Source organism: Thioalkalivibrio sp. ALMg3, assembly GCF_000381225.1.
Classification (GTDB): domain Bacteria; phylum Pseudomonadota; class Gammaproteobacteria; order Ectothiorhodospirales; family Ectothiorhodospiraceae; genus Thioalkalivibrio; species Thioalkalivibrio versutus.
Map to the genome: position 1 here is coordinate 267,673 of NZ_KB906219.1, position 17,588 is coordinate 285,260.

The window sequence follows — 17,588 nt, forward strand, 5'->3', positions numbered from 1 at the left end:
GCCATGGCCGAGTCGCGTCGCAACAGTCGCCGCCTGCGGCGGCCCATGTCGCAGATCAACGTCGTGCCGTTCATCGACGTGATGCTCGTTCTGCTGATCATCTTCATGATCACCGCGCCCATGCTGCAGCAGGGCGTGGAGGTCGACCTCCCGGAGGCCGATGCCGAGGCCATGGAAGAGGACCCGCAGGCGGCCGAGCCGCTGGTGGTCACGGTGGATGCCGGCGGCGCCATGAGCCTGAACCAGGGGCCCTATGTGAACGAGCCGCTGGCGCCGCAGGAGATGACCGAGATCGTGCGCGAGTTCCTCGCCGAGAATCCGGGTACCCAGACCTTCGTGCGCGGTGACCGCAATGTCGATTACGGCCGCGTGATCGATGCCATGGTTGCCCTGCAGCGTGCCGGAGGCGGCCGGGTCGGGCTGATCACCGAGCCGCCGCGCGACAACCAGGACTGAGCCGCCCCGCCGTGTTCGAGCTCCTGCGCCGTCATCCCTTGAGCCTGGTCCTCGTCCTGCTTCTGCATGGCGTGTTGTTCGCGGCGTTGTTGCTGAATGTCAGCCTCGTCTCGCCGACCTCCACCCGTGCCGCTGTCGAGATCGCGGTGCAGGAGGATATCGAGGTGATCGACGCGGTCGCGGTGGATGCCGAGACCTTCGATCGTATCGAACACCAGCGCGAAGTCGCCGAGCAGGAGCAGGTCGCCGAACAGCTGCGCGCCGAAGAGGAACGCCGCCGCGCCGAGGAACAGGCCCGGCGCGAGGAAGAGCGCCGCCAGGCCGAGGAGCAACGCCGCCGCGAGGAACAGGAGCGCGCGCGCCAGCAGGCCCTGGAGGATGCCGAACAGGCCCGCCGCGAGGCCGAGGAGGAGCGGCGCCAGGCGCGCGAGGAGGCCGAGGCCGAACGCGAGCGTATCCGCCAGGAGCGCGAGGCTGCGGAACAGGCCCGGCGTGAGGCCGAGGAGGCGCGCGAGCGTGAGGCGGCGGAACGGCGGGAGCGCGAGGAAGCGGAGCGTCAGGCGCAGGAAGAGGCGGAGCGCCGCGAGCGCGAGGCGGCCGAACGCCGCGAACGGGAAGAGGCCGAGCGTCGCGCCGAGCAGGAGCGCGAACTGGAAGAGCAGCGCCGCCGCGAGGCGATGGAGCGCGAGCAGGAGCGCATGGCCGAGGCGCAGGCCCGGCGCGAGGCCGCGGAACGCCAGGCACAGGCGGATCGCGAGCTGAACGAATGGCGCGCGCAGGTGCAGTCAGTGGTGCAGCGACGCTGGCGCCAGCCATCGGGGCTGGATGCCTCGGATCGTGCCATCGTTCTCGTGCGCGTCAACGAGACCGGGCGTATCATCAATTTCGACATCGAGAGCTGCTCCGGCGGGCCCGCCTTCTGCGACTCGGTCCGTCAGACCATGGATCGCCTGTCGTCGCTGCCGCGCCCACCGGATGCGGATGCCGTGCGCGGCGGGGTGCTCATCCGCTTCGAGCCCGACTGACCGGGCCGGCGCAAGCCGGTCCACGAGGAAACACATGCAACGAATGATTCATACGATGCTGCTGGGGTTGGCGCTGCTTTGGTCGGCGCAGGCCCAGGCGGTACTGGAAGTGACGGTAACCGAGGGGGTGACGGGTGCGATCCCGGTGGCCGTGGCTCCGTTCACCTGGGATGGCGACGGGCGTCCGGGCGAGGATGTGGACCAGATCCTGGCCGCGAACCTGACCCGGAGCGGGCTGTTTGACGTCGAACGCGACGGTTTGCCCCAAGCACCCTCGGGCCCAGCCGACTTCCTTGCTCAGCCCTGGGCCGAGGCGGGTCTGGAGTATCTGGTGGTCGGCTCGATGCGCCCCGACGGCGACAACGTGATGGTCGAGTTCCACGTGTTCGACGTGCTGGCCGAGGAACGCCTGGGCGGCTGGCGTATCCCGGTGCCGGCGGACATGCTGCGCCGCGGCGCGCATCGCGTGTCGGATATCGTCTACGAGCAGATCACCGGAGACCCGGGTGCCTTCAGTGCGCGTATCGCGTTTGTCAGCGTCGAGCGCCGCAACGACTCGCGCGAGTTTCGCCTGGAGGTCGCGGACTCCGACGGCGCCAATCCGCGTACCCTGTTCCGGTCTGAGGATCCGATCATGTCGCCGGACTGGTCGCCGGACGGTCGTGAGCTGGTCTACGTCTCCTTTGAGAATCGCCGCTCCGAGGTGTTCCGTCAGAATGTGGAGACCGGCGAGCGCAACCGGATCGCGAGTTTTACCGGCATTAACAGCGCCCCGGCCTGGTCCCCGGACGGCCGCCAGCTGGCGCTGAGCCTTTCGCGCGACGGCTCGCCGAATATCTACGTGATGGATCTGGCCTCAGGCGATCTGCGTCAACTGACGCGCTCCAGCGCGATCGAGACCGAGCCGGTCTGGTCGCCCGACGGCGACACCATCTACTTCACCTCGGATCGTGCGGGCGCGCCGCAAATCTATGCCCAGCCGGCCAGCGGTGGCAATGCGCGCCGTCTCACCTTCGAGAGCGGCTACGCGGCGGCGGCCACGATTTCCCCGGATGGCCGCTCATTGGTGTACGTCCATGGGGGCGATGGCGGATTTCAGCTGGCGCGTCTCGATCTGGATGATCGCCGTGTGACGCGCCTCACGGACGGGCGCGATGCAGAGTCGCCAAGCTTTGCACCCAATGGCAGCATGATCCTGTATGCCATGACGGATGGGGGGCGAGGCGTGCTCGGCTCGGTCAGTCGCGACGGCCAGGTGCACCAGCGGTTGGCCGCCCGCGAAGGCGAGGTGCGCGAACCTGCCTGGTCGCCCCTGAACTGATGTCCCCGGACCTATTTACTGTCCCTTTTTCGAGGAAACGAAAGCCATGAATAACCTGTTTCGCCTGGCCCTTGCGGCTGTCGTCATTGCGGCCCTGTCGGCCTGTGCCACACCAACGCGCGATGCCGAGGATGCCGAACGAGCCGCCGAGCGCGAGGCGGCCGCCGAACAGGCGCGTGCCGAACGCGAGGCCGCCGAGGCCCGCGGCCTGGGTCGAGATCGCGATTTCGACGCGGCGGCCCTGGACGACCCGGAAAGCCCGCTGGCCGAACGCCTGGTGTATTTCGAGTTCGACCGCGACGAGGTCAAGTCCGAATACATGCCGATGCTGGAGGCGCATGCCGCCTACCTCTCGCAGAATTCGGGTGCGCGCCTGCGTCTGGAAGGGCATACCGACGAGCGCGGTACGCGCGAGTACAACCTGGCTCTGGGCGAACGCCGGGCGCAGTCGGTGCGCCGGGTGCTGAATCTGAACGGCGCCTCGGATGACCAGCTCGAGGTCATCAGTTATGGTGAAGAGATGCCGGTGGCCTTCCAGCAGAACGAGGAGGCCTGGGCCAAGAATCGCCGGGTCGAGCTGGTCTACGAATCCCGGCGCTAAGCGACGGGAAGCCAGATGCAATCAAAGCTCGACAAGTCTTGCGGAAATGCCCCCTCGGGGGCATTTCTGTTTCGGTGCCCGGGACGTCCGGGCCTTCTTCTTGGCGCCATTCTGGCCGTAACCTTTGCCCTGGCCCCGCTGGCCCTGGTGCCGGGCACGGCCGGGGCCCAGGACGGTACGGTGTTCGCCACCCAGTCGCAGATCCGCCAGCTCGAACGCCGCCTCGAGCGCGTCGAGCGGGTGCTGGATTCCAGTGCGATGAACGAATTGTTGCAGGTCTCCGAGTCGCTGAGTCGGGATCTGCGCGAACTGCGCGGCGAGGTGGAAACCCTGCGCCACGAGGTGAACCGTCTCAGCACCCGCCAGCGTGATCAGTTCCGTCACCTGGATGAGCGGGTGGGCGCGTTCGAGAGCGGGGCGGTAGCCACGGATGCCGCGCCGCGGGAGGAGGTGGTTGAACTGGACCTGCCGGAAGCGGACGAGCAGGCCGCCTATCAGTCGGCGTTTGACGACCTGATGGCCGGGGATTACACCACGGCCATGCGCAAGCTGGAACAGTTCATCGAGGACTACCCCGAGGGCAACTTCACCGCCAATGCCTGGTACTGGCTGGCCGAGGCGAAATACGCCAGCGGCGAGTTCGAAGCAGCGCTGGAGGATTTCGAGCGGCTGCGCGAGGATTTCCCCGAAAGCGACAAGGGTGGCGATGCCCTGCTGAAGATTGGCTACGCCCACTACGAACTGCAGAACTTCGACGCGGCGCGCGAGGCGCTGGAGGCGGTACGGGCCGACTACGGCGGGACCACCCTGGATCGCCTGGCCCGTGAGCGCCTGCGGCGGATCGAAGACAGCCAATGACCACGGACACGCTGCGCGATGCCCGGGGCGCCGGGGTGATCGATCCGGCCGCGGTGCGGCTGAGGATCACCGAGATGTTCGTCTCCCTGCAGGGGGAGGCGGCGCAGGTGGGCTGGCCCACCGCCTTCGTGCGCCTGACCGGTTGCCCGCTGCGCTGTCGCTGGTGTGACAGCGAATACGCCTTCGAGGGTGGCGAGGCCCTGATGCTGGCGACGATCCTCGACTGGGTCGGGCGCGCCGGGGTTCGGCATGTCTGCGTGACGGGCGGCGAGCCGCTCGCGCAGCCGGGCTGCCTGCCGCTGCTGGAGGGCCTGTGCGATGCCGGTTTCAGCGTTTCGCTGGAGACCAGCGGGGCGATGGCGATCGCGGGTGTCGATCCGCGGGTGGCCATCGTGATGGACTGGAAGGCGCCAGCGTCGCAGGAATCCGCTCGCAACCACCCCGAGAACATCCCTCGACTGAGGGCCGGCGACCAGCTGAAGTTCGTGCTGGCCGGGCGCGAGGACTTTGACTGGGCGCGAGCCGAGCTGGAGCGTCTGGGGCTGGCCCCGGAGGTCGAGGTCCTGTTCTCGCCGGTGTACGGCGAACTGGAACCGAGGGCCCTGGCCGACTGGATCATCGCGGAACGTCTCCCGGTTCGCTTTCAGATGCAGCTGCACAAGCTCCTCTGGGGCGACCAGCCGGGGCGCTGACATGAGTGAGCGCGCGGAGAAGGCCGTGGTGCTGCTCTCGGGCGGGCTTGACTCGGCGACTTGCCTGGCCATGGCCCGCGCCGAGGGGCTGGACTGTCACGCCCTGTCGATCGACTACGGTCAACGCCATCACACGGAGCTGGACGCTGCGCGGCGCGTAGCCGCCGCCCAGGGCGTGACGGATCACCGCGTAGTGGCGGTGGATCTGAGCGCGATTGGTGGGTCCGCACTGACGGACGCCGCGATCGCCGTGCCCACGGCACCGACCGAGGGCATCCCCGTGACCTACGTGCCGGCACGCAACACGGTGTTTCTGGCGCTCGCCCTGGGGTTTGCCGAGACCCTGGACGCGCGCCTGCTGTATGTGGGGGCCAATGCGGTGGACTACTCCGGCTACCCGGATTGTCGTCCGGCCTTCATCGAGGCCTTCCGCGACCTCGCCCGGGTGGCGACCCGCAGCGGGGTGGAGGGCACGCCCTGGGAGGTGCGGGCGCCGCTGATGCACTGGTCCAAGGCCGAGATCATCCAGGCCGGGGTCCGCCTCGGGGTCGACTACAGCCAGACGGTCAGCTGCTACCAGGCCGACGCCGACGGCCGCGCATGCGGGCGCTGCGACAGCTGCCGCATCCGCCGCGAGGGCTTCGCGGCCGCCGGTGTCCCCGACCCGACTCGCTATGTCCCCGACTGAGCCGCGGCCCCGGAATGCCTCGGGCAGGAATGAAAGCGGGCTCGATCTCGTCTAGCGTCCGATGTATGCTGCGCACCCCATGGGTGCAGGCGTGCCCTGAAATCTTTCATCGAGAGGATACGTGATGGAATTCTCCAGTTTTTCGACTGCCGCAATGGCGTTCCTGGGTGGGGCGTTCATCCTCGCCTTCATCATGGGAGCCGTGGCGAACAAGACCAACTTCTGCACCATGGGCGCCGTGTCCGACTGGGTGAACATGGGCGATACCGGACGCATGCGTTCCTGGTTGCTGGCGATTGCCGTGGCCATGCTGGGCGTGGCGATCCTCGAGTTCTTCGGCGTGCTGAGCGCGGATGGCTCCTTCCCCAACTATCGCATGACCGAATTCCAGTGGGTCGAGCACGCCTTGGGCGGCTTCCTGTTCGGGATCGGCATGACCTATGCCTCCGGCTGCGGTAACAAGACCCTGGTGCGCGTGGGCGGCGGCAACATCAAGTCGCTGATGGTACTGATCGTGATCGCGATCATCGCCTTCTACATGGTTCGCCCGCTGCCGGGTACCTCCGACACCCTGTACTCCCTGCTGTTCATGGACTGGACCACCGCGCTGGCGATCTCCACCCCGGCGGGCCAGGATCTGGGCACGCTGGTGGCCGGTGAAGAGAACGGCCTGACCGCGCGCCTGGTGCTGGGTCTCGTGATCGGCGTGCTGCTGCTGGCCCTGATCTTCAAGGCCGCGGACTTCCGTCGCAGCTTTGACAATATCCTGGGGGGGCTGGTGATCGGTCTGGTGGTGCTGGGCGCCTGGTGGCTGACCAGCAACATCCAGGTCGACGACGGCATGGACACCTACACCCCGCAAGCCTATGTCTCGGACTGGGACTTCGTGGCGGATGCCGACGCGGGTGAGCGCCCGGCCGAGAGTGCCCCCTGGGCCAACCAGTCGTTCACCTTCATTAACCCGATGGGACAGAGCTTGCGCTACGTGTCGACCGGCTTCGACAGCACCGTCCTGTACTTCGGCGTGATGGCGCTGGCCGGCGTGATCCTGGGTTCCTTCTTCTGGGCCCTGGTCACGCGTGCCTTCCGCTTCGAGTGGTTCGCTTCGGTGCGCGACTTCGTGAACCACTTCATCGGCGGGATCCTGATGGGCTTCGGCGGCGTTCTGGCGATGGGCTGCACCATCGGCCAGGGCATCACCGGGATCTCCACGCTGGCCCTGGGCGGCTTCCTGACGTTCGTCATGATCGTCTTCGGCGCGGCGCTGACCATGAAGATCCAGTACTACAAGATGGTCTACGAAGACGAGGCCAGCTTCGGCAAGGCGCTGATCACCTCGCTGGTGGACATGAAGCTGCTGCCGGGCGGCATGCGCAAGCTGGAAGCCATCTGATGGCATAGCGACGGGGGCGCGTCTTGCGTTTTCCCCGTCGCGCCGTAAACTACGCGGCACTGGAGGCCCGGCGATCCCGGGCCTTCGACTTTGCAACGGCCAGGGTGATCCAGATGTTCGCTCCGGGCCGAACCGAAAAGGGTCGTTAGCTCAGTTGGTAGAGCAGTTGGCTTTTAACCAATTGGTCGTAGGTTCGAATCCTACACGACCCACCATTTTCTCCGGTCCCCGCACCGGCACAAGGGCCCGTCTATACGGGCTCTTTGTGTTTGTGGGTGGGGAACACGCTAGAATGCGCGGCTAACGCGCGAACGCAACAAGAGTTTTCTGCAAGATCGCGAAAGTGGCGGAACTGGTAGACGCGCTGGGTTTAGGTCCCAGTGGGGTAAAACCCGTGAGAGTTCGAGTCTCTCCTTTCGCACCACTGTCTGCATTCCGACCAGCCATGAAGGTTACCACTGCGATCGGCAGGGATGACCGATTACCGAACTATGACGAGGCCCTCCATGCAAGTTTCTGTTGAAGCCACCGGCAACCTGGAACGCAAGATGACCATCCAGGTCCCCTCCGAGCGGATCGATACCGAGGTCGACAATCGCCTGAAGTCCCTCGCCAAAAGGGTCAAGCTGGACGGCTTCCGCCCGGGCAAGGTCCCGCTGAAGGTCGTGCGCCAGCGCTACGGCTCCGGGGTGTACCAGGAGGTGATGAGCGAGGTCCTGCAGGAAAGCTACCGCGAGGCGGTGCAGCAGGAGGGCCTGGAGCCGGCCGGTAACCCGAGCATCGAGCCGACCAATCTGGAAGGCGACGACGCGATCGAGTTCACCGCCAGCTTTCAGGTGTTCCCGGAAGTGGCCGTGGCTGACTTCAGCGGCGTCGAGATCGAACGCCCGGTGGCCGAGGTCGGGGACGAGGACATCGATCGCGTGATCGACTCCCTGCGCGAGCAGAACAAGGAGTGGGCCGAGGTCAAGCGCAAGGCCAAGAAAGGCGACCGGGTGACGCTGGACTTCGTCGGCAGCCTGAACGGCGAGGAGTTCGAGGGCGGCAAGGCCGAAGACTTCCAGATCGAGCTCGGCGCCGGGCGCCTGATCGAGGGCTTCGAGAAGCAGCTCACGGGCGTGAAGGCCGGCGAGGAGCCGACCATTGATGTGACCTTCCCCGATGACTACCCGGCGGAGAACCTGAAGGGCCAGACCGCGCAGTTCGCGCTGACCATCAAGCAGGTCGAGGGGCCGAAGCTGCCGGAGGTGGATGAGGAGTTCGCCAAGAAATTCGGGATCGAGGACGGCTCGGTCGAGAAACTTCGCGCCGATGTGCGGTCCAATATGGAGCGGGAACTGCGCCAGGCCCTGAAGGGCCGGGTCAAGCAGCAGGTACTGGAGGCCGTGGTCGACAAGCACGACTTCGATCTTCCGGATGCCCTGGTGAAGTCGGAGGTCAACCGCCTGCGCGAAGAGGCCGAGAAGCGCTTCGGCGGCGCCGAGCAGACGCAGCCGCTGCCGGACAGCCTGTTCGAGGAAGAGGCGAAGCGTCGCGTGCGTCTGGGTCTGGCGCTGCGTGCCATCATCGAACAGAAGGGGTTCGAGGTGGACGCCGAGCGGGTCGAACGCGATCTCGAGGAGATGGCGGCGACCTACGAGGATCCGGAAGAGGTGAAGCAGTATTACCGCTCCAATCCCCAGGCGAAGAGCAACCTGGAGTCACTGGTGCTGGAAGATCAGGTGGTTGACTGGGTGCTCGAGCAGGGCAAGGTCACCGAGAAGGAAACCAGCTTCCAGGACGTGATGAATCCGAACAAGGAGTCGACTGAATGAGCCACGATATGGCCGACCAGGGCGCACAACACGCCCAGGGGCTGAACCTGGTACCGATGGTGGTCGAGCAGACCGCCCGCGGCGAGCGCGCCTACGACATCTACTCCCGCCTGCTGAAGGATCGAGTGATCTTCTGCGTGGGTCCGGTCGAGGACTATATGGCCAACGTGATCGTGGCCCAGCTGCTGTTCCTCGAGTCGGAAAACCCGGACAAGGAAATCAGCCTGTACATCAACTCTCCGGGTGGCGCGGTGACCGCCGGCATGGCGATCTACGACACCATGCAGTTCATCAAGCCCGAGGTCAGCACCCTGTGTGTCGGCCAGGCGGCCAGCATGGGCGCGTTGCTGCTGGCGGGCGGTGCCGCCGGCAAGCGGCATGCCCTGCCGCATTCGCGCGTGATGATCCATCAGCCGCTGGGCGGCTTCCAGGGCCAGGCCTCGGATATCGACATCCACGCTCGCGAGATCCTGAAGATCCGCGATGAGCTGAACCGCGTGCTGGCCCATCATACCGGCCAGTCGATCGACAAGATCGCGGAGGACACCGATCGTGACCGTTTCCTGACCGCGGTCGACGCGAAGGAATATGGCCTGATCGACCACGTGCTGACCCATCGCGACTCCGCGAGCGATTGAGTCCGCGTTGTTCGCAAGCCCGCCCCCGAGCACCGTTTCGGGGCGGGGGCGTCAATACCGGACTTCCGCTTGGCTCGTTTGCAACTGCCAGGCAAACGGGGCATGTTCTGAAGAACACTGAAATCGCAACCGAGGCAAACGGATGAGCGACGAAACCACCCCCCCCGCCGACGGCAAGCTCCTGTACTGTTCTTTCTGCGGAAAGAGCCAGCACGAGGTGCGCAAGCTGATCGCCGGGCCATCCGTATTCATCTGCGACGAGTGCGTCGAGCTGTGCAACGACATCATCCGTGAGGAGATGCAGGAAGTGGGTCACGCCGAGCGTGATTCCCTGCCGACCCCGCACGAGATCCGCGCGATCCTCGACGACTACGTGATCGGCCAGAACTCCGCGAAGAAGATCCTCTCGGTCGCGGTTTACAACCATTACAAGCGCCTGCAGGCCCGGGCCGGCAAGGACGATGTCGAGCTGTCCAAGTCGAACATCATGCTCATCGGACCGACCGGCTCCGGCAAGACGCTGCTGGCCGAGACCCTGGCGCGGGTGCTGAATGTCCCGTTCACCATCGCCGATGCCACCACGCTGACCGAGGCCGGCTACGTGGGCGAGGATGTCGAGAACATCATCCAGAAGCTGTTGCAGAAGTGCGACTACGACGTCGAGAAGGCCGAGAACGGCATTGTCTACATCGACGAGATCGACAAGGTCTCGCGCAAGTCGGACAACCCGTCCATCACCCGTGACGTCTCGGGCGAGGGCGTGCAGCAGGCCCTGCTGAAGCTGATCGAGGGCACCACCGCCTCGGTGCCGCCGCAGGGCGGGCGCAAGCACCCGCAGCAGGAATTCCTGCAGGTCGATACCAGCAATATCCTGTTCATCTGTGGCGGTGCTTTCTCCGGGCTGGAGAAGGTGATCCAGCAGCGCGCCGAGAAGGGCGGGATCGGCTTTGGCGCCGAGCTGCGCACCACCGAGGCGGCCAAGTCCGGTGGCCAGTGGTTGAAGCAGCTGGAGGCCGATGACCTGGTGCGCTATGGCCTGATCCCCGAGTTCGTCGGCCGTCTGCCGGTGCAGGCGACGCTGGACGAGCTGGACGAGGACGCACTGATCACGATCCTGACCCAGCCGAAGAACGCCCTGATCAAGCAGTATGCGCGTCTGTTCGAGATGGAGGGCGTGGAGCTCGAGTTCCGCGACGATGCCCTGTCCGCGATCGCCCACAAGGCGATGGCCCGCAAGACCGGTGCGCGCGGTCTGCGCACCATCATGGAGAACATCCTGCTCGACACCATGTACGAGCTGCCTTCCATGGAGGGGGTCAGCAAGGTGGTGATCGACGAGGCGGTGATCCGTGGCGATGCCGAGCCGTACCTGGTCTACGAGAACGACTCGTTCGCCAAGAAGCAGGCTGCCGCGGATTCCTGAGCGGAAGTGTCGCGGCGCCCTTGAAACGGGCGCCGCCGCCCCCACTTCCTCCTGTACATTCGTCCAGCCCTTAGGGGGCAACATGACCGATACCCACTCCTCCCAGAACGAGGTGGACTCCCCCGTCAAGCGCGTCGCGGTGCTGCCGCTGCGCGATGTCGTGGTCTATCCCCACATGGTCATCCCGCTGTTCGTGGGTCGCGAGAAGTCGATCCGGGCGCTGGATTCGGCCATGGCCGAGAACAAGCAGGTGCTGCTGGTCGCGCAGAAGAGCGCGGAGGTCGACGAGCCAGAGGCCGGCGATCTGCATCAGATTGGCACCCTGGGCAATATCCTGCAGCTGCTGCGCCTGCCCGACGGCACCATCAAGGTGCTGGTGGAGGGCGCCCAGCGCGCCCATGTGATGGATATCTCCACTACCGGCAATGTCGAGAAGGAAGAGGACTACTTCGTCTCCGACATCCGGCTGATCGACGAGGAATACGACACCGAGGACAAGGAGCTGGAGATCCTCGGCCGCTCCGCGCTGAATCAGTTCGAGCAGTACATCAAGCTGAACAAGAAGGTCCCGCCGGAGATCCTGACCTCGCTGGCCGGGATCGACGACACCTCGCGCCTGGCCGACACCATTGCCGCGCACATGTCGCTGAAGCTGGAGGAAAAGCAGGAAGTCCTCGAGATCGCCAATGTGCGCGCGCGTCTGGAGCACCTGGTCGCCAAGATCGAGGGCGAGATGGATGTGCTGCAGATCGAGAAGAAGATCCGTGGCCGCGTGAAGCAGCAGATGGAGAAATCCCAGCGCGAGTACTACCTGAATGAGCAGATGAAGGCCATTCAGAAGGAGCTGGGGGATCTCGAGGACGCGCCGAACGAGCAGGAAGACCTGGCCGACAAGATCGAGAAGGCGGGGATGCCGGAGGAGGCCAAGAAGAAGGCCACCGCCGAGCTGAACAAGCTGAAGATGATGTCTCCGATGTCGGCCGAGGCCACCGTCGTGCGCAGTTACATCGACTGGCTGGTCAACGTCCCGTGGAAGAAAAAGACCCGCGTCAGCAAGGACCTGACGCGCGCCGAGAAGATCCTCAACGAGGACCACTACGGCCTGGAAGAGGTCAAGGAACGCATCCTCGAGTATCTCGCGGTGCAGTCCCGCGTGCGCAAGCTGAAGGGCCCGATCCTGTGCCTGGTCGGCCCGCCCGGGGTTGGCAAGACCTCGCTGGGGCAGTCCATCGCGCGTGCGACCAATCGCAAGTTCATGCGCATGGCGCTGGGCGGCGTGCGCGACGAGGCCGAGATCCGCGGCCATCGCCGGACCTACATTGGCTCGCTGCCGGGCAAGATCATCCAGAACCTGGCCAAGGTCGGTGTGCGCAACCCGCTGTTCCTGCTGGACGAAATCGACAAGATGGCGATGGACTTCCGCGGTGACCCGGCCTCGGCGATGCTCGAGGTGCTGGATCCGGAACAGAACCACACGTTTAGCGACCACTACCTGGAGGTCGATTTCGACCTGTCGGACGTGATGTTCGTGGCCACGGCCAACAGCATGCACATCCCCGGGCCGTTGCTGGACCGCATGGAGGTCATCCGCCTGTCCGGCTACACCGAGGACGAGAAGGTCCACATCGCGCACAATTACCTGCTGACCAAGCAGATCAAGGCCAACGGCCTGAAGCCGGCCGAGATCCAGATCTCCGATTCGGCGGTGCGCGACATGGTGCGTTACTACACCCGCGAGGCGGGCGTGCGCTCGCTGGAGCGCGAGATTGCCAAGGTCTGCCGCAAGGTGGCCAAGCAGCGTCTGCTGGCCAGCGACAAGGAGCGGGCACGCACCACCTCGGTCACACCCAAGACGCTGGAGAAATATCTCGGCGTGCGTCGCTTCCGCTTCGGCCTGGCCGAGGAAAACGATCAGGTCGGTCAGGTCACGGGCCTCGCCTGGACCGAGGTCGGCGGCGAGCTGCTGACCATCGAAGCCAGCGTGGTCCCGGGCAAGGGTAAGACCCAGCAGACCGGCAAGCTCGGCGATGTAATGCAGGAGTCCATCCACGCCGCCCTGACCGTGGTTCGCTCGCGCGCCGAGGCCCTGGGCCTGGAGGAGAACTTCCACGAGAAGAAGGACCTGCACATCCACGTGCCGGAGGGCGCGACGCCGAAGGATGGCCCGTCCGCGGGCATCGGCATGTGCACCGCGATCGTCTCGGCACTGACCGGTATCCCGGTGCGTGCGGATGTCGCGATGACCGGCGAGATCACGCTGCGTGGCCAGGTTCTTCCGATCGGGGGCCTGAAGGAGAAGTTGCTGGCCGCCCACCGCGGAGGGATTCGCACCGTCCTGATCCCGGAAGAGAACGAGAAGGATCTGGTCGACATCCCGAAGAACATCAAGCAGAAGCTGGATATTCGTCCGGTGCGCTGGATCGACGAGGTCCTCGAGCTCGCGCTGACCCACATGCCGGAAGGCAAGGCCGGGGAAACGCCGGAGAAGGTCGAGGAAGTCGTCAAGCCGGCCAAGGAATCCGGTCGCCGTCGGGTCCGGCATCACTAAGCATCTGTAATTGGTGCGAAACCGCGGCCGCTGGATTCATCGGCGCCCGCGGTTTTTTGTGTGTTGGTTCAAGCCGGCCCGAGGGCCCCGCCGGGCGGGCGTTTGACACTTTTTCGGGGGGCTTGCTATAACCCCATGCGCATCATCTGATTTCGTGCCGAGGGCAGTCGCGGGGCCATGGAGAAAAGGTCCCCGGCTGGTGTAAGCTAGGCCCCGTCCGGCAGAAAGCCTGAGTCACCACTGAGATAAGGAAGCGCTTCATGAATAAATCCGAATTGATCGACGCGATCGCGGCGGAAGCCGATGTTCCCAAGGCCCAGGCCGGCAACATCGTGGATGCCTTGGTGAGTGTGGTCGGCGATACCCTCGCCAAGGGTGACCAGGTCTCCCTCGTGGGCTTTGGTACCTTCCTGGTGCGCGAGCGCGAAGCCCGCACCGGCCGTAACCCGCGTACCGGTGAGAGCATTCAGATTGCCGCGTCGAAAACGCCTTCGTTCAAGGCTGGTAAAGCGCTCAAGGATCGAGTAAACTAGCGCGCTTTATGGGGTGCTTAGCTCAGTTGGTAGAGCGTCGCCTTTACACGGCGAATGTCGGCGGTTCGAACCCGTCAGCACCCACCAAGTGCAACCCTGACCCTGGTTGCGCTGCACGAATACGGAGCGGTAGTTCAGCTGGTTAGAATACCGGCCTGTCACGCCGGGGGTCGCGGGTTCGAGTCCCGTCCGCTCCGCCATCTTTGAGAAAGGCGCCCTTGTGGCGCCTTTTTCTTTGTTGGCTACCACGGAGCGCTCGAAGCCACGTCTTTGGGCCAGACCAAGGTCCACAGTAGTCGATCGGAACGTGGGAAGGGCGGAACAAAGCCCGAGAGGCATTTCCGGGAGTCCGGGGCCGGGCACTGTCATCGCGCGAGCGCATCGAATGCGAGGTCCGATCCTCCGGGCCGACGGCTCCGAGGTATGTCCCCAGCGATCGGCGCCGGCACGAGAGTGCGCAAGGCTTCATGCGAGGAGACCAGTCCAGTTTCGCCCCGCCTCCCATCGAGTCTTCTGATCTTCCGGTAGACGCTCTTGGTCGGGCCCTTCTTCTTGCCAGCGCGCGCTGCGTGGCAGACACCCGAGCCCAGGCGCAGACGCGCGCGGGCGTGCCTGCTACCATCGGCCGCTGATTCCCGTTTTCCTCCTAATTGCCGGAGTGAGCAGAGACCATCATGTTGCAAGCGATTCGTGACCGGGCGAGCGGCTGGCTCGCCTATGTGATCATTGGCCTGATCACCATCCCCTTTGCCCTGTGGGGCCTGGGCGAGTATTTCGGCGGGGCGGGCCCGCTGGTCGCCGCCGAGGTGAACGGCACGGATATCGCGGTGCGCGACGTGCACCAGGAGGCCCGCGCCCAGCGCGACGAGATGGCGCGCATGTTTGGCGGCGAGATCCCGGATGACGTCCTGGACGAGCAGGGCATCCGCCTGCAGGCGATGGAGACCCTGATCCGCCAGGAACTGCTGCGCCAGGCGGCCGATTCCGCCGGCTTCAAGGCGGCGGGCGACAGCGTGTTGCGCGAGATCCGCGGCATGCCGGTGTTTCAGGAGGAGGGCCGCTTCAGCCGCGAACGCTACAGCCAGTTGTTGAATGCCCAGCGCATCAGCCCGGCCGACTTCGAGCAGGACATCGCCCGCAGTATTGTGATGTCGCAAATTCAGCGTGGCATCCAGGCCACGGGCGTGGTGCCGGAAGCCCTGGTGGAGGATTACAGCCGCCTGCGCAACCAGACGCGGGTTGCGAGCTGGAAGGTCTTCGCCGCAGACGACTTTGATCGTCCGGATGTGGTGGATGACGACGCGATCCGCGACTACTACGACGCCAATCCGGAAGACTTCACGACCACGGAACGGGTGCGGGTGAGCTATCTGCGCCTGGACCCGGAAGGCCTGGAGGCCGGGGTCGATGTCACCGAGGATCAGGTGCGCGAACACTACCGGGTCAATCGCAGTCGCTACGAAGAGCCGGAACTGCGCGAGGTGCGCCAGATCCGCATCCAGGATACCGACGAGGATGGCGAGGCGCGTATCCGTGAACTGCGTAGTCGCCTGGATGATGGCGAGGACTTCGGCGACCTGGCGGAGGAATACTCCGAAGACAGCCTGACGGCCGACCGTGGTGGCAGCCTGGGCGAGGTCGCCCGGGGCGATCTGGATTCCACCCTGGAGACCGTCATTTTCACCCTGCCGAAGGACCTCATCAGTCAGCCGGTACGAACGGATCGTGGCTGGTTCATCCTTGAGGTGACCGCGATCCAGGAATCCCGGGCGCAGCCGTTCGAAGAGGTGCGCGAGGAGGTCGAGCAGGATCTGCGCGACCGGACGGCCGAACAGCTGCAGATCGACGCTCTGGACGACCTGATGGCACTGGCAATCGAGTTTCCGGACACTCTGGAGCCGGCCGCCGACGCAACGGGCCTGGAGGTCCAGACCAGCGACTGGTTCTCCCGCGGCTCGGGCGATGGCATCGCCCGCCATCGTTCCATCCGCGATGCGGCGTTTGACCCGCGGGTACTGGAAGACGGCAACAACAGCGAGGCGATCGACCTGCAGGACCGTTCCACCGTGATCCTGCGTGTCGATGAGCACGAGCCGGCCGAGGTGCGCCCGCTGGCGGAGGTGGAGGACGAGATCCGCGAGCGCCTGCAGCGTCAGGCCGCCGCGGATGCCGCGCGTGAGGCGGGAGAGGCCCTGATCGAGCAACTGCGCGAAGCCGATGACTGGACCGCCGAGGCCGTGGAGAACGGAGAATGGAGTCGGTCGGTCGAGATCACCCGTGAACGGACGGGCGATCTGCCAACCGGGTTGCAGGACCACCTGTTCCGGCTGCCGGCGCCAGGCGAGGGCGCGGTGGAGATTGCCGGCGCCCGGGTCGGGGATGGTGACTTCGCGGTGACCGTGCTGGAAGCCGTACGCATGGGCGAGGACGCAGTGGATGCCGCGGCGCGCCAGCAGGCGCGCGACCAGATTGGCAACGCCTACGGGAGTGCCGAATTCCGGTCCTATCTCGCATGGCTGGAAGAGCAGGCGGAGATCAAGCGCTTCCCCGACGCGCTGGACTAGTCGCCGCAGAACCGTGAGGGGGCGCTTGGTGCGCTCCCGACCACGAAAAAGCCCGGCCCGCTTGCGCGGTGCCGGGCTTTTTTCTGGTACCCGGGATCGCCCGGGTACCGCAGGGTCGCCTTATGTTTCGAGGCCGATCTCGGCGGCGCCCAGGCCGACCGTGTTGTAGCCGGAGTCGACGTACATCACTTCGCCGGTGATCCCGGAGGCAAGGTCGGAGCAGAGGAAGGCGCCGGCGTTGCCGACCTGATCCGTGGTGACGTTACGGCGCAGCGGCGCGTTGGCCTGGACGTGATCCAGGATGCGCTTGAAGTCGCCGATGCCGGAGGCCGCCAGGGTGCGGATCGGACCCGCGGAGATCGCGTTCACCCGGGTGCTTTCCGGCCCCAGGGTGTAGGCCAGGTAACGCACATTGGCCTCCAGGCTCGCCTTGGCCAGGCCCATCACGTTGTAGTTGGGCATCGAGCGCTCGGCACCCAGATAGCTGAGGGTGAGGATGGAGGCGTCGCGGTCCTTCATCATGCCGCGCCCGGCCTTGGCCAGCGCGGCCAGGCTGTACGAGCTGACATCGTGCGCGATGCGGAAGCCGTCGCGGGTCATGTTGTCGAGGAAGTCCCCCTCCAGCTGCTCCTTGGGCGCGAAAGCGACCGAGTGCACCAGGATGTCGACGCCGTCCCAGTAATTGTCCAGGTGCTCGAAGACCTGTTCGATCTCGCGATCGTCCTCGACGTTACAGGGCACGAGGATGTCGGAATCGAAATCCGCAACCAGCTTCTCGACGCGATCGCGCAGGCGTTCGTTCTGGTAGGTGAAGGCGAGTTCGGCGCCCTCGCGATGCATGGCCGCGGCAATGCCGTAGGCGATGGAACGGTTGCTGGCCACGCCGACGATCAGTGCGCGTTTGCCCTTGAGAAAACCCATGTAAAACTCCTTGATTCTGATCCGTGCCGACGCACCCGGGCGGGTCGTCTCGACGGCGCCCGACCGCGAGCGGAACCGGGGACGGACGCGACTGTCTTCGGGATCATACCGAT

The 17,588-nt window shown here is 65.4% G+C and carries 15 protein-coding genes and 4 tRNA genes; 18 read left to right on the top strand and 1 reads right to left on the bottom strand.

Annotated features, from left to right (window positions below; genetic code table 11):
- Nucleotides 1–3 precede the first annotated feature (3 nt).
- From tolR to F622_RS0101405, 18 genes are all read left to right on the top strand, one after another.
- Nucleotides 4–456 carry a protein TolR gene (tolR, locus tag F622_RS0101320; protein ID WP_018143960.1) on the top strand — a complete coding sequence of 151 codons (453 nt, stop codon included), beginning with the start codon at nucleotides 4–6 and terminating at the stop codon, nucleotides 454–456.
- Between the two features lie 11 nt (nucleotides 457–467).
- The gene (gene tolA, locus F622_RS0101325; RefSeq protein ID WP_018176068.1) at nucleotides 468–1,481 is read left to right on the top strand and encodes a cell envelope integrity protein TolA; all 1,014 of its coding nucleotides are present in this window, start codon (nucleotides 468–470) and stop codon (nucleotides 1,479–1,481) included.
- Between the two features lie 34 nt (nucleotides 1,482–1,515).
- The gene (tolB, locus tag F622_RS0101330; protein WP_018168450.1) at nucleotides 1,516–2,802 is read left to right on the top strand and encodes a Tol-Pal system beta propeller repeat protein TolB; all 1,287 of its coding nucleotides are present in this window, start codon (nucleotides 1,516–1,518) and stop codon (nucleotides 2,800–2,802) included.
- Between the two features lie 46 nt (nucleotides 2,803–2,848).
- The gene (gene pal / locus F622_RS0101335; RefSeq protein WP_018168451.1) at nucleotides 2,849–3,403 is read left to right on the top strand and encodes a peptidoglycan-associated lipoprotein Pal; all 555 of its coding nucleotides are present in this window, start codon (nucleotides 2,849–2,851) and stop codon (nucleotides 3,401–3,403) included.
- Nucleotides 3,404–3,418: 15 nt separating this feature from the next.
- Nucleotides 3,419–4,261 carry a tol-pal system protein YbgF gene (gene ybgF / locus F622_RS0101340; protein ID WP_018168452.1) on the top strand — a complete coding sequence of 281 codons (843 nt, stop codon included), beginning with the start codon at nucleotides 3,419–3,421 and terminating at the stop codon, nucleotides 4,259–4,261.
- Entirely contained in the window at nucleotides 4,258–4,953 is a 696-nt protein-coding gene (queE, locus tag F622_RS0101345) for a 7-carboxy-7-deazaguanine synthase QueE (RefSeq protein WP_018168453.1), read from the top strand. Before ybgF ends, queE begins: the two co-directional genes overlap by 4 nt.
- A gap of 1 nt (nucleotide 4,954) precedes the next feature.
- A complete protein-coding gene (gene queC / locus F622_RS0101350) occupies nucleotides 4,955–5,641 on the top strand; it encodes a 7-cyano-7-deazaguanine synthase QueC (RefSeq protein ID WP_018168454.1) in 687 nt (228 codons plus the stop codon).
- Nucleotides 5,642–5,765: 124 nt separating this feature from the next.
- Complete coding sequence (locus F622_RS0101355) at nucleotides 5,766–7,034, top strand: YeeE/YedE family protein (protein WP_026304764.1); 1,269 nt, start codon at nucleotides 5,766–5,768, stop codon at nucleotides 7,032–7,034.
- Nucleotides 7,035–7,173: 139 nt separating this feature from the next.
- Nucleotides 7,174–7,249 (top strand) — tRNA-Lys (locus F622_RS0101360).
- A 122-nt stretch (nucleotides 7,250–7,371) separates the two neighbouring features.
- Nucleotides 7,372–7,458 (top strand) — tRNA-Leu (locus F622_RS0101365).
- A gap of 82 nt (nucleotides 7,459–7,540) precedes the next feature.
- Entirely contained in the window at nucleotides 7,541–8,848 is a 1,308-nt protein-coding gene (gene tig / locus F622_RS0101370) for a trigger factor (RefSeq protein WP_018168456.1), read from the top strand.
- Complete coding sequence (gene clpP / locus F622_RS0101375) at nucleotides 8,845–9,486, top strand: ATP-dependent Clp endopeptidase proteolytic subunit ClpP (RefSeq protein WP_018143951.1); 642 nt, start codon at nucleotides 8,845–8,847, stop codon at nucleotides 9,484–9,486. Before tig ends, clpP begins: the two co-directional genes overlap by 4 nt.
- 142 nt (nucleotides 9,487–9,628) lie before the next feature.
- Nucleotides 9,629–10,909 carry an ATP-dependent Clp protease ATP-binding subunit ClpX gene (gene clpX, locus F622_RS0101380; protein ID WP_018168457.1) on the top strand — a complete coding sequence of 427 codons (1,281 nt, stop codon included), beginning with the start codon at nucleotides 9,629–9,631 and terminating at the stop codon, nucleotides 10,907–10,909.
- A gap of 82 nt (nucleotides 10,910–10,991) precedes the next feature.
- On the top strand, nucleotides 10,992–13,457 hold the full coding sequence (gene lon / locus F622_RS0101385) for an endopeptidase La (protein ID WP_018168458.1): 2,466 nt from the start codon (nucleotides 10,992–10,994) through the stop codon (nucleotides 13,455–13,457).
- Nucleotides 13,458–13,717: 260 nt separating this feature from the next.
- Entirely contained in the window at nucleotides 13,718–13,990 is a 273-nt protein-coding gene (locus F622_RS0101390; RefSeq protein ID WP_018143948.1) for an HU family DNA-binding protein, read from the top strand.
- 11 nt (nucleotides 13,991–14,001) lie between these two features.
- Nucleotides 14,002–14,077 (top strand) — tRNA-Val (locus F622_RS0101395).
- 36 nt (nucleotides 14,078–14,113) lie between these two features.
- A tRNA-Asp gene (locus F622_RS0101400) sits at nucleotides 14,114–14,190 on the top strand.
- 474 nt (nucleotides 14,191–14,664) lie between these two features.
- Nucleotides 14,665–16,554, top strand: a complete 1,890-nt coding sequence (locus F622_RS0101405; protein WP_018176066.1) for a SurA N-terminal domain-containing protein — start codon at nucleotides 14,665–14,667, stop codon at nucleotides 16,552–16,554.
- A 120-nt stretch (nucleotides 16,555–16,674) separates the two neighbouring features.
- Here F622_RS0101405 and F622_RS0101410 read toward each other — a convergent pair whose 3' ends face one another.
- Nucleotides 16,675–17,475, bottom strand: coding sequence for an enoyl-ACP reductase (locus F622_RS0101410; RefSeq protein WP_018143946.1), 801 nt, complete (start codon nucleotides 17,473–17,475; stop codon nucleotides 16,675–16,677).
- Between the last annotated feature and the right edge of the window lie 113 nt (nucleotides 17,476–17,588).

Excerpts from the sequence above, each read along its gene's own strand:
- F622_RS0101410 (WP_018143946.1), bottom strand. The coding sequence starts at position 17,475 with ATGGGTTTTCTCAAGGGCAAACGCGCACTGATCGTCGGCGTGGCCAGC.
- F622_RS0101405 (WP_018176066.1), top strand. The coding sequence starts at position 14,665 with ATGTTGCAAGCGATTCGTGACCGGGCGAGCGGCTGGCTCGCCTATGTG.
- tolB (WP_018168450.1), top strand. The coding sequence starts at position 1,516 with ATGCAACGAATGATTCATACGATGCTGCTGGGGTTGGCGCTGCTTTGG.
- ybgF (WP_018168452.1), top strand. The coding sequence starts at position 3,419 with ATGCAATCAAAGCTCGACAAGTCTTGCGGAAATGCCCCCTCGGGGGCA.
- queC (WP_018168454.1), top strand. The coding sequence starts at position 4,955 with ATGAGTGAGCGCGCGGAGAAGGCCGTGGTGCTGCTCTCGGGCGGGCTT.
- F622_RS0101390 (WP_018143948.1), top strand. The coding sequence starts at position 13,718 with ATGAATAAATCCGAATTGATCGACGCGATCGCGGCGGAAGCCGATGTT.
- lon (WP_018168458.1), top strand. The coding sequence starts at position 10,992 with ATGACCGATACCCACTCCTCCCAGAACGAGGTGGACTCCCCCGTCAAG.
- F622_RS0101355 (WP_026304764.1), top strand. The coding sequence starts at position 5,766 with ATGGAATTCTCCAGTTTTTCGACTGCCGCAATGGCGTTCCTGGGTGGG.
- queE (WP_018168453.1), top strand. The coding sequence starts at position 4,258 with ATGACCACGGACACGCTGCGCGATGCCCGGGGCGCCGGGGTGATCGAT.
- tolR (WP_018143960.1), top strand. The coding sequence starts at position 4 with ATGGCCGAGTCGCGTCGCAACAGTCGCCGCCTGCGGCGGCCCATGTCG.
- clpX (WP_018168457.1), top strand. The coding sequence starts at position 9,629 with ATGAGCGACGAAACCACCCCCCCCGCCGACGGCAAGCTCCTGTACTGT.
- tig (WP_018168456.1), top strand. The coding sequence starts at position 7,541 with ATGCAAGTTTCTGTTGAAGCCACCGGCAACCTGGAACGCAAGATGACC.
- clpP (WP_018143951.1), top strand. The coding sequence starts at position 8,845 with ATGAGCCACGATATGGCCGACCAGGGCGCACAACACGCCCAGGGGCTG.
- pal (WP_018168451.1), top strand. The coding sequence starts at position 2,849 with ATGAATAACCTGTTTCGCCTGGCCCTTGCGGCTGTCGTCATTGCGGCC.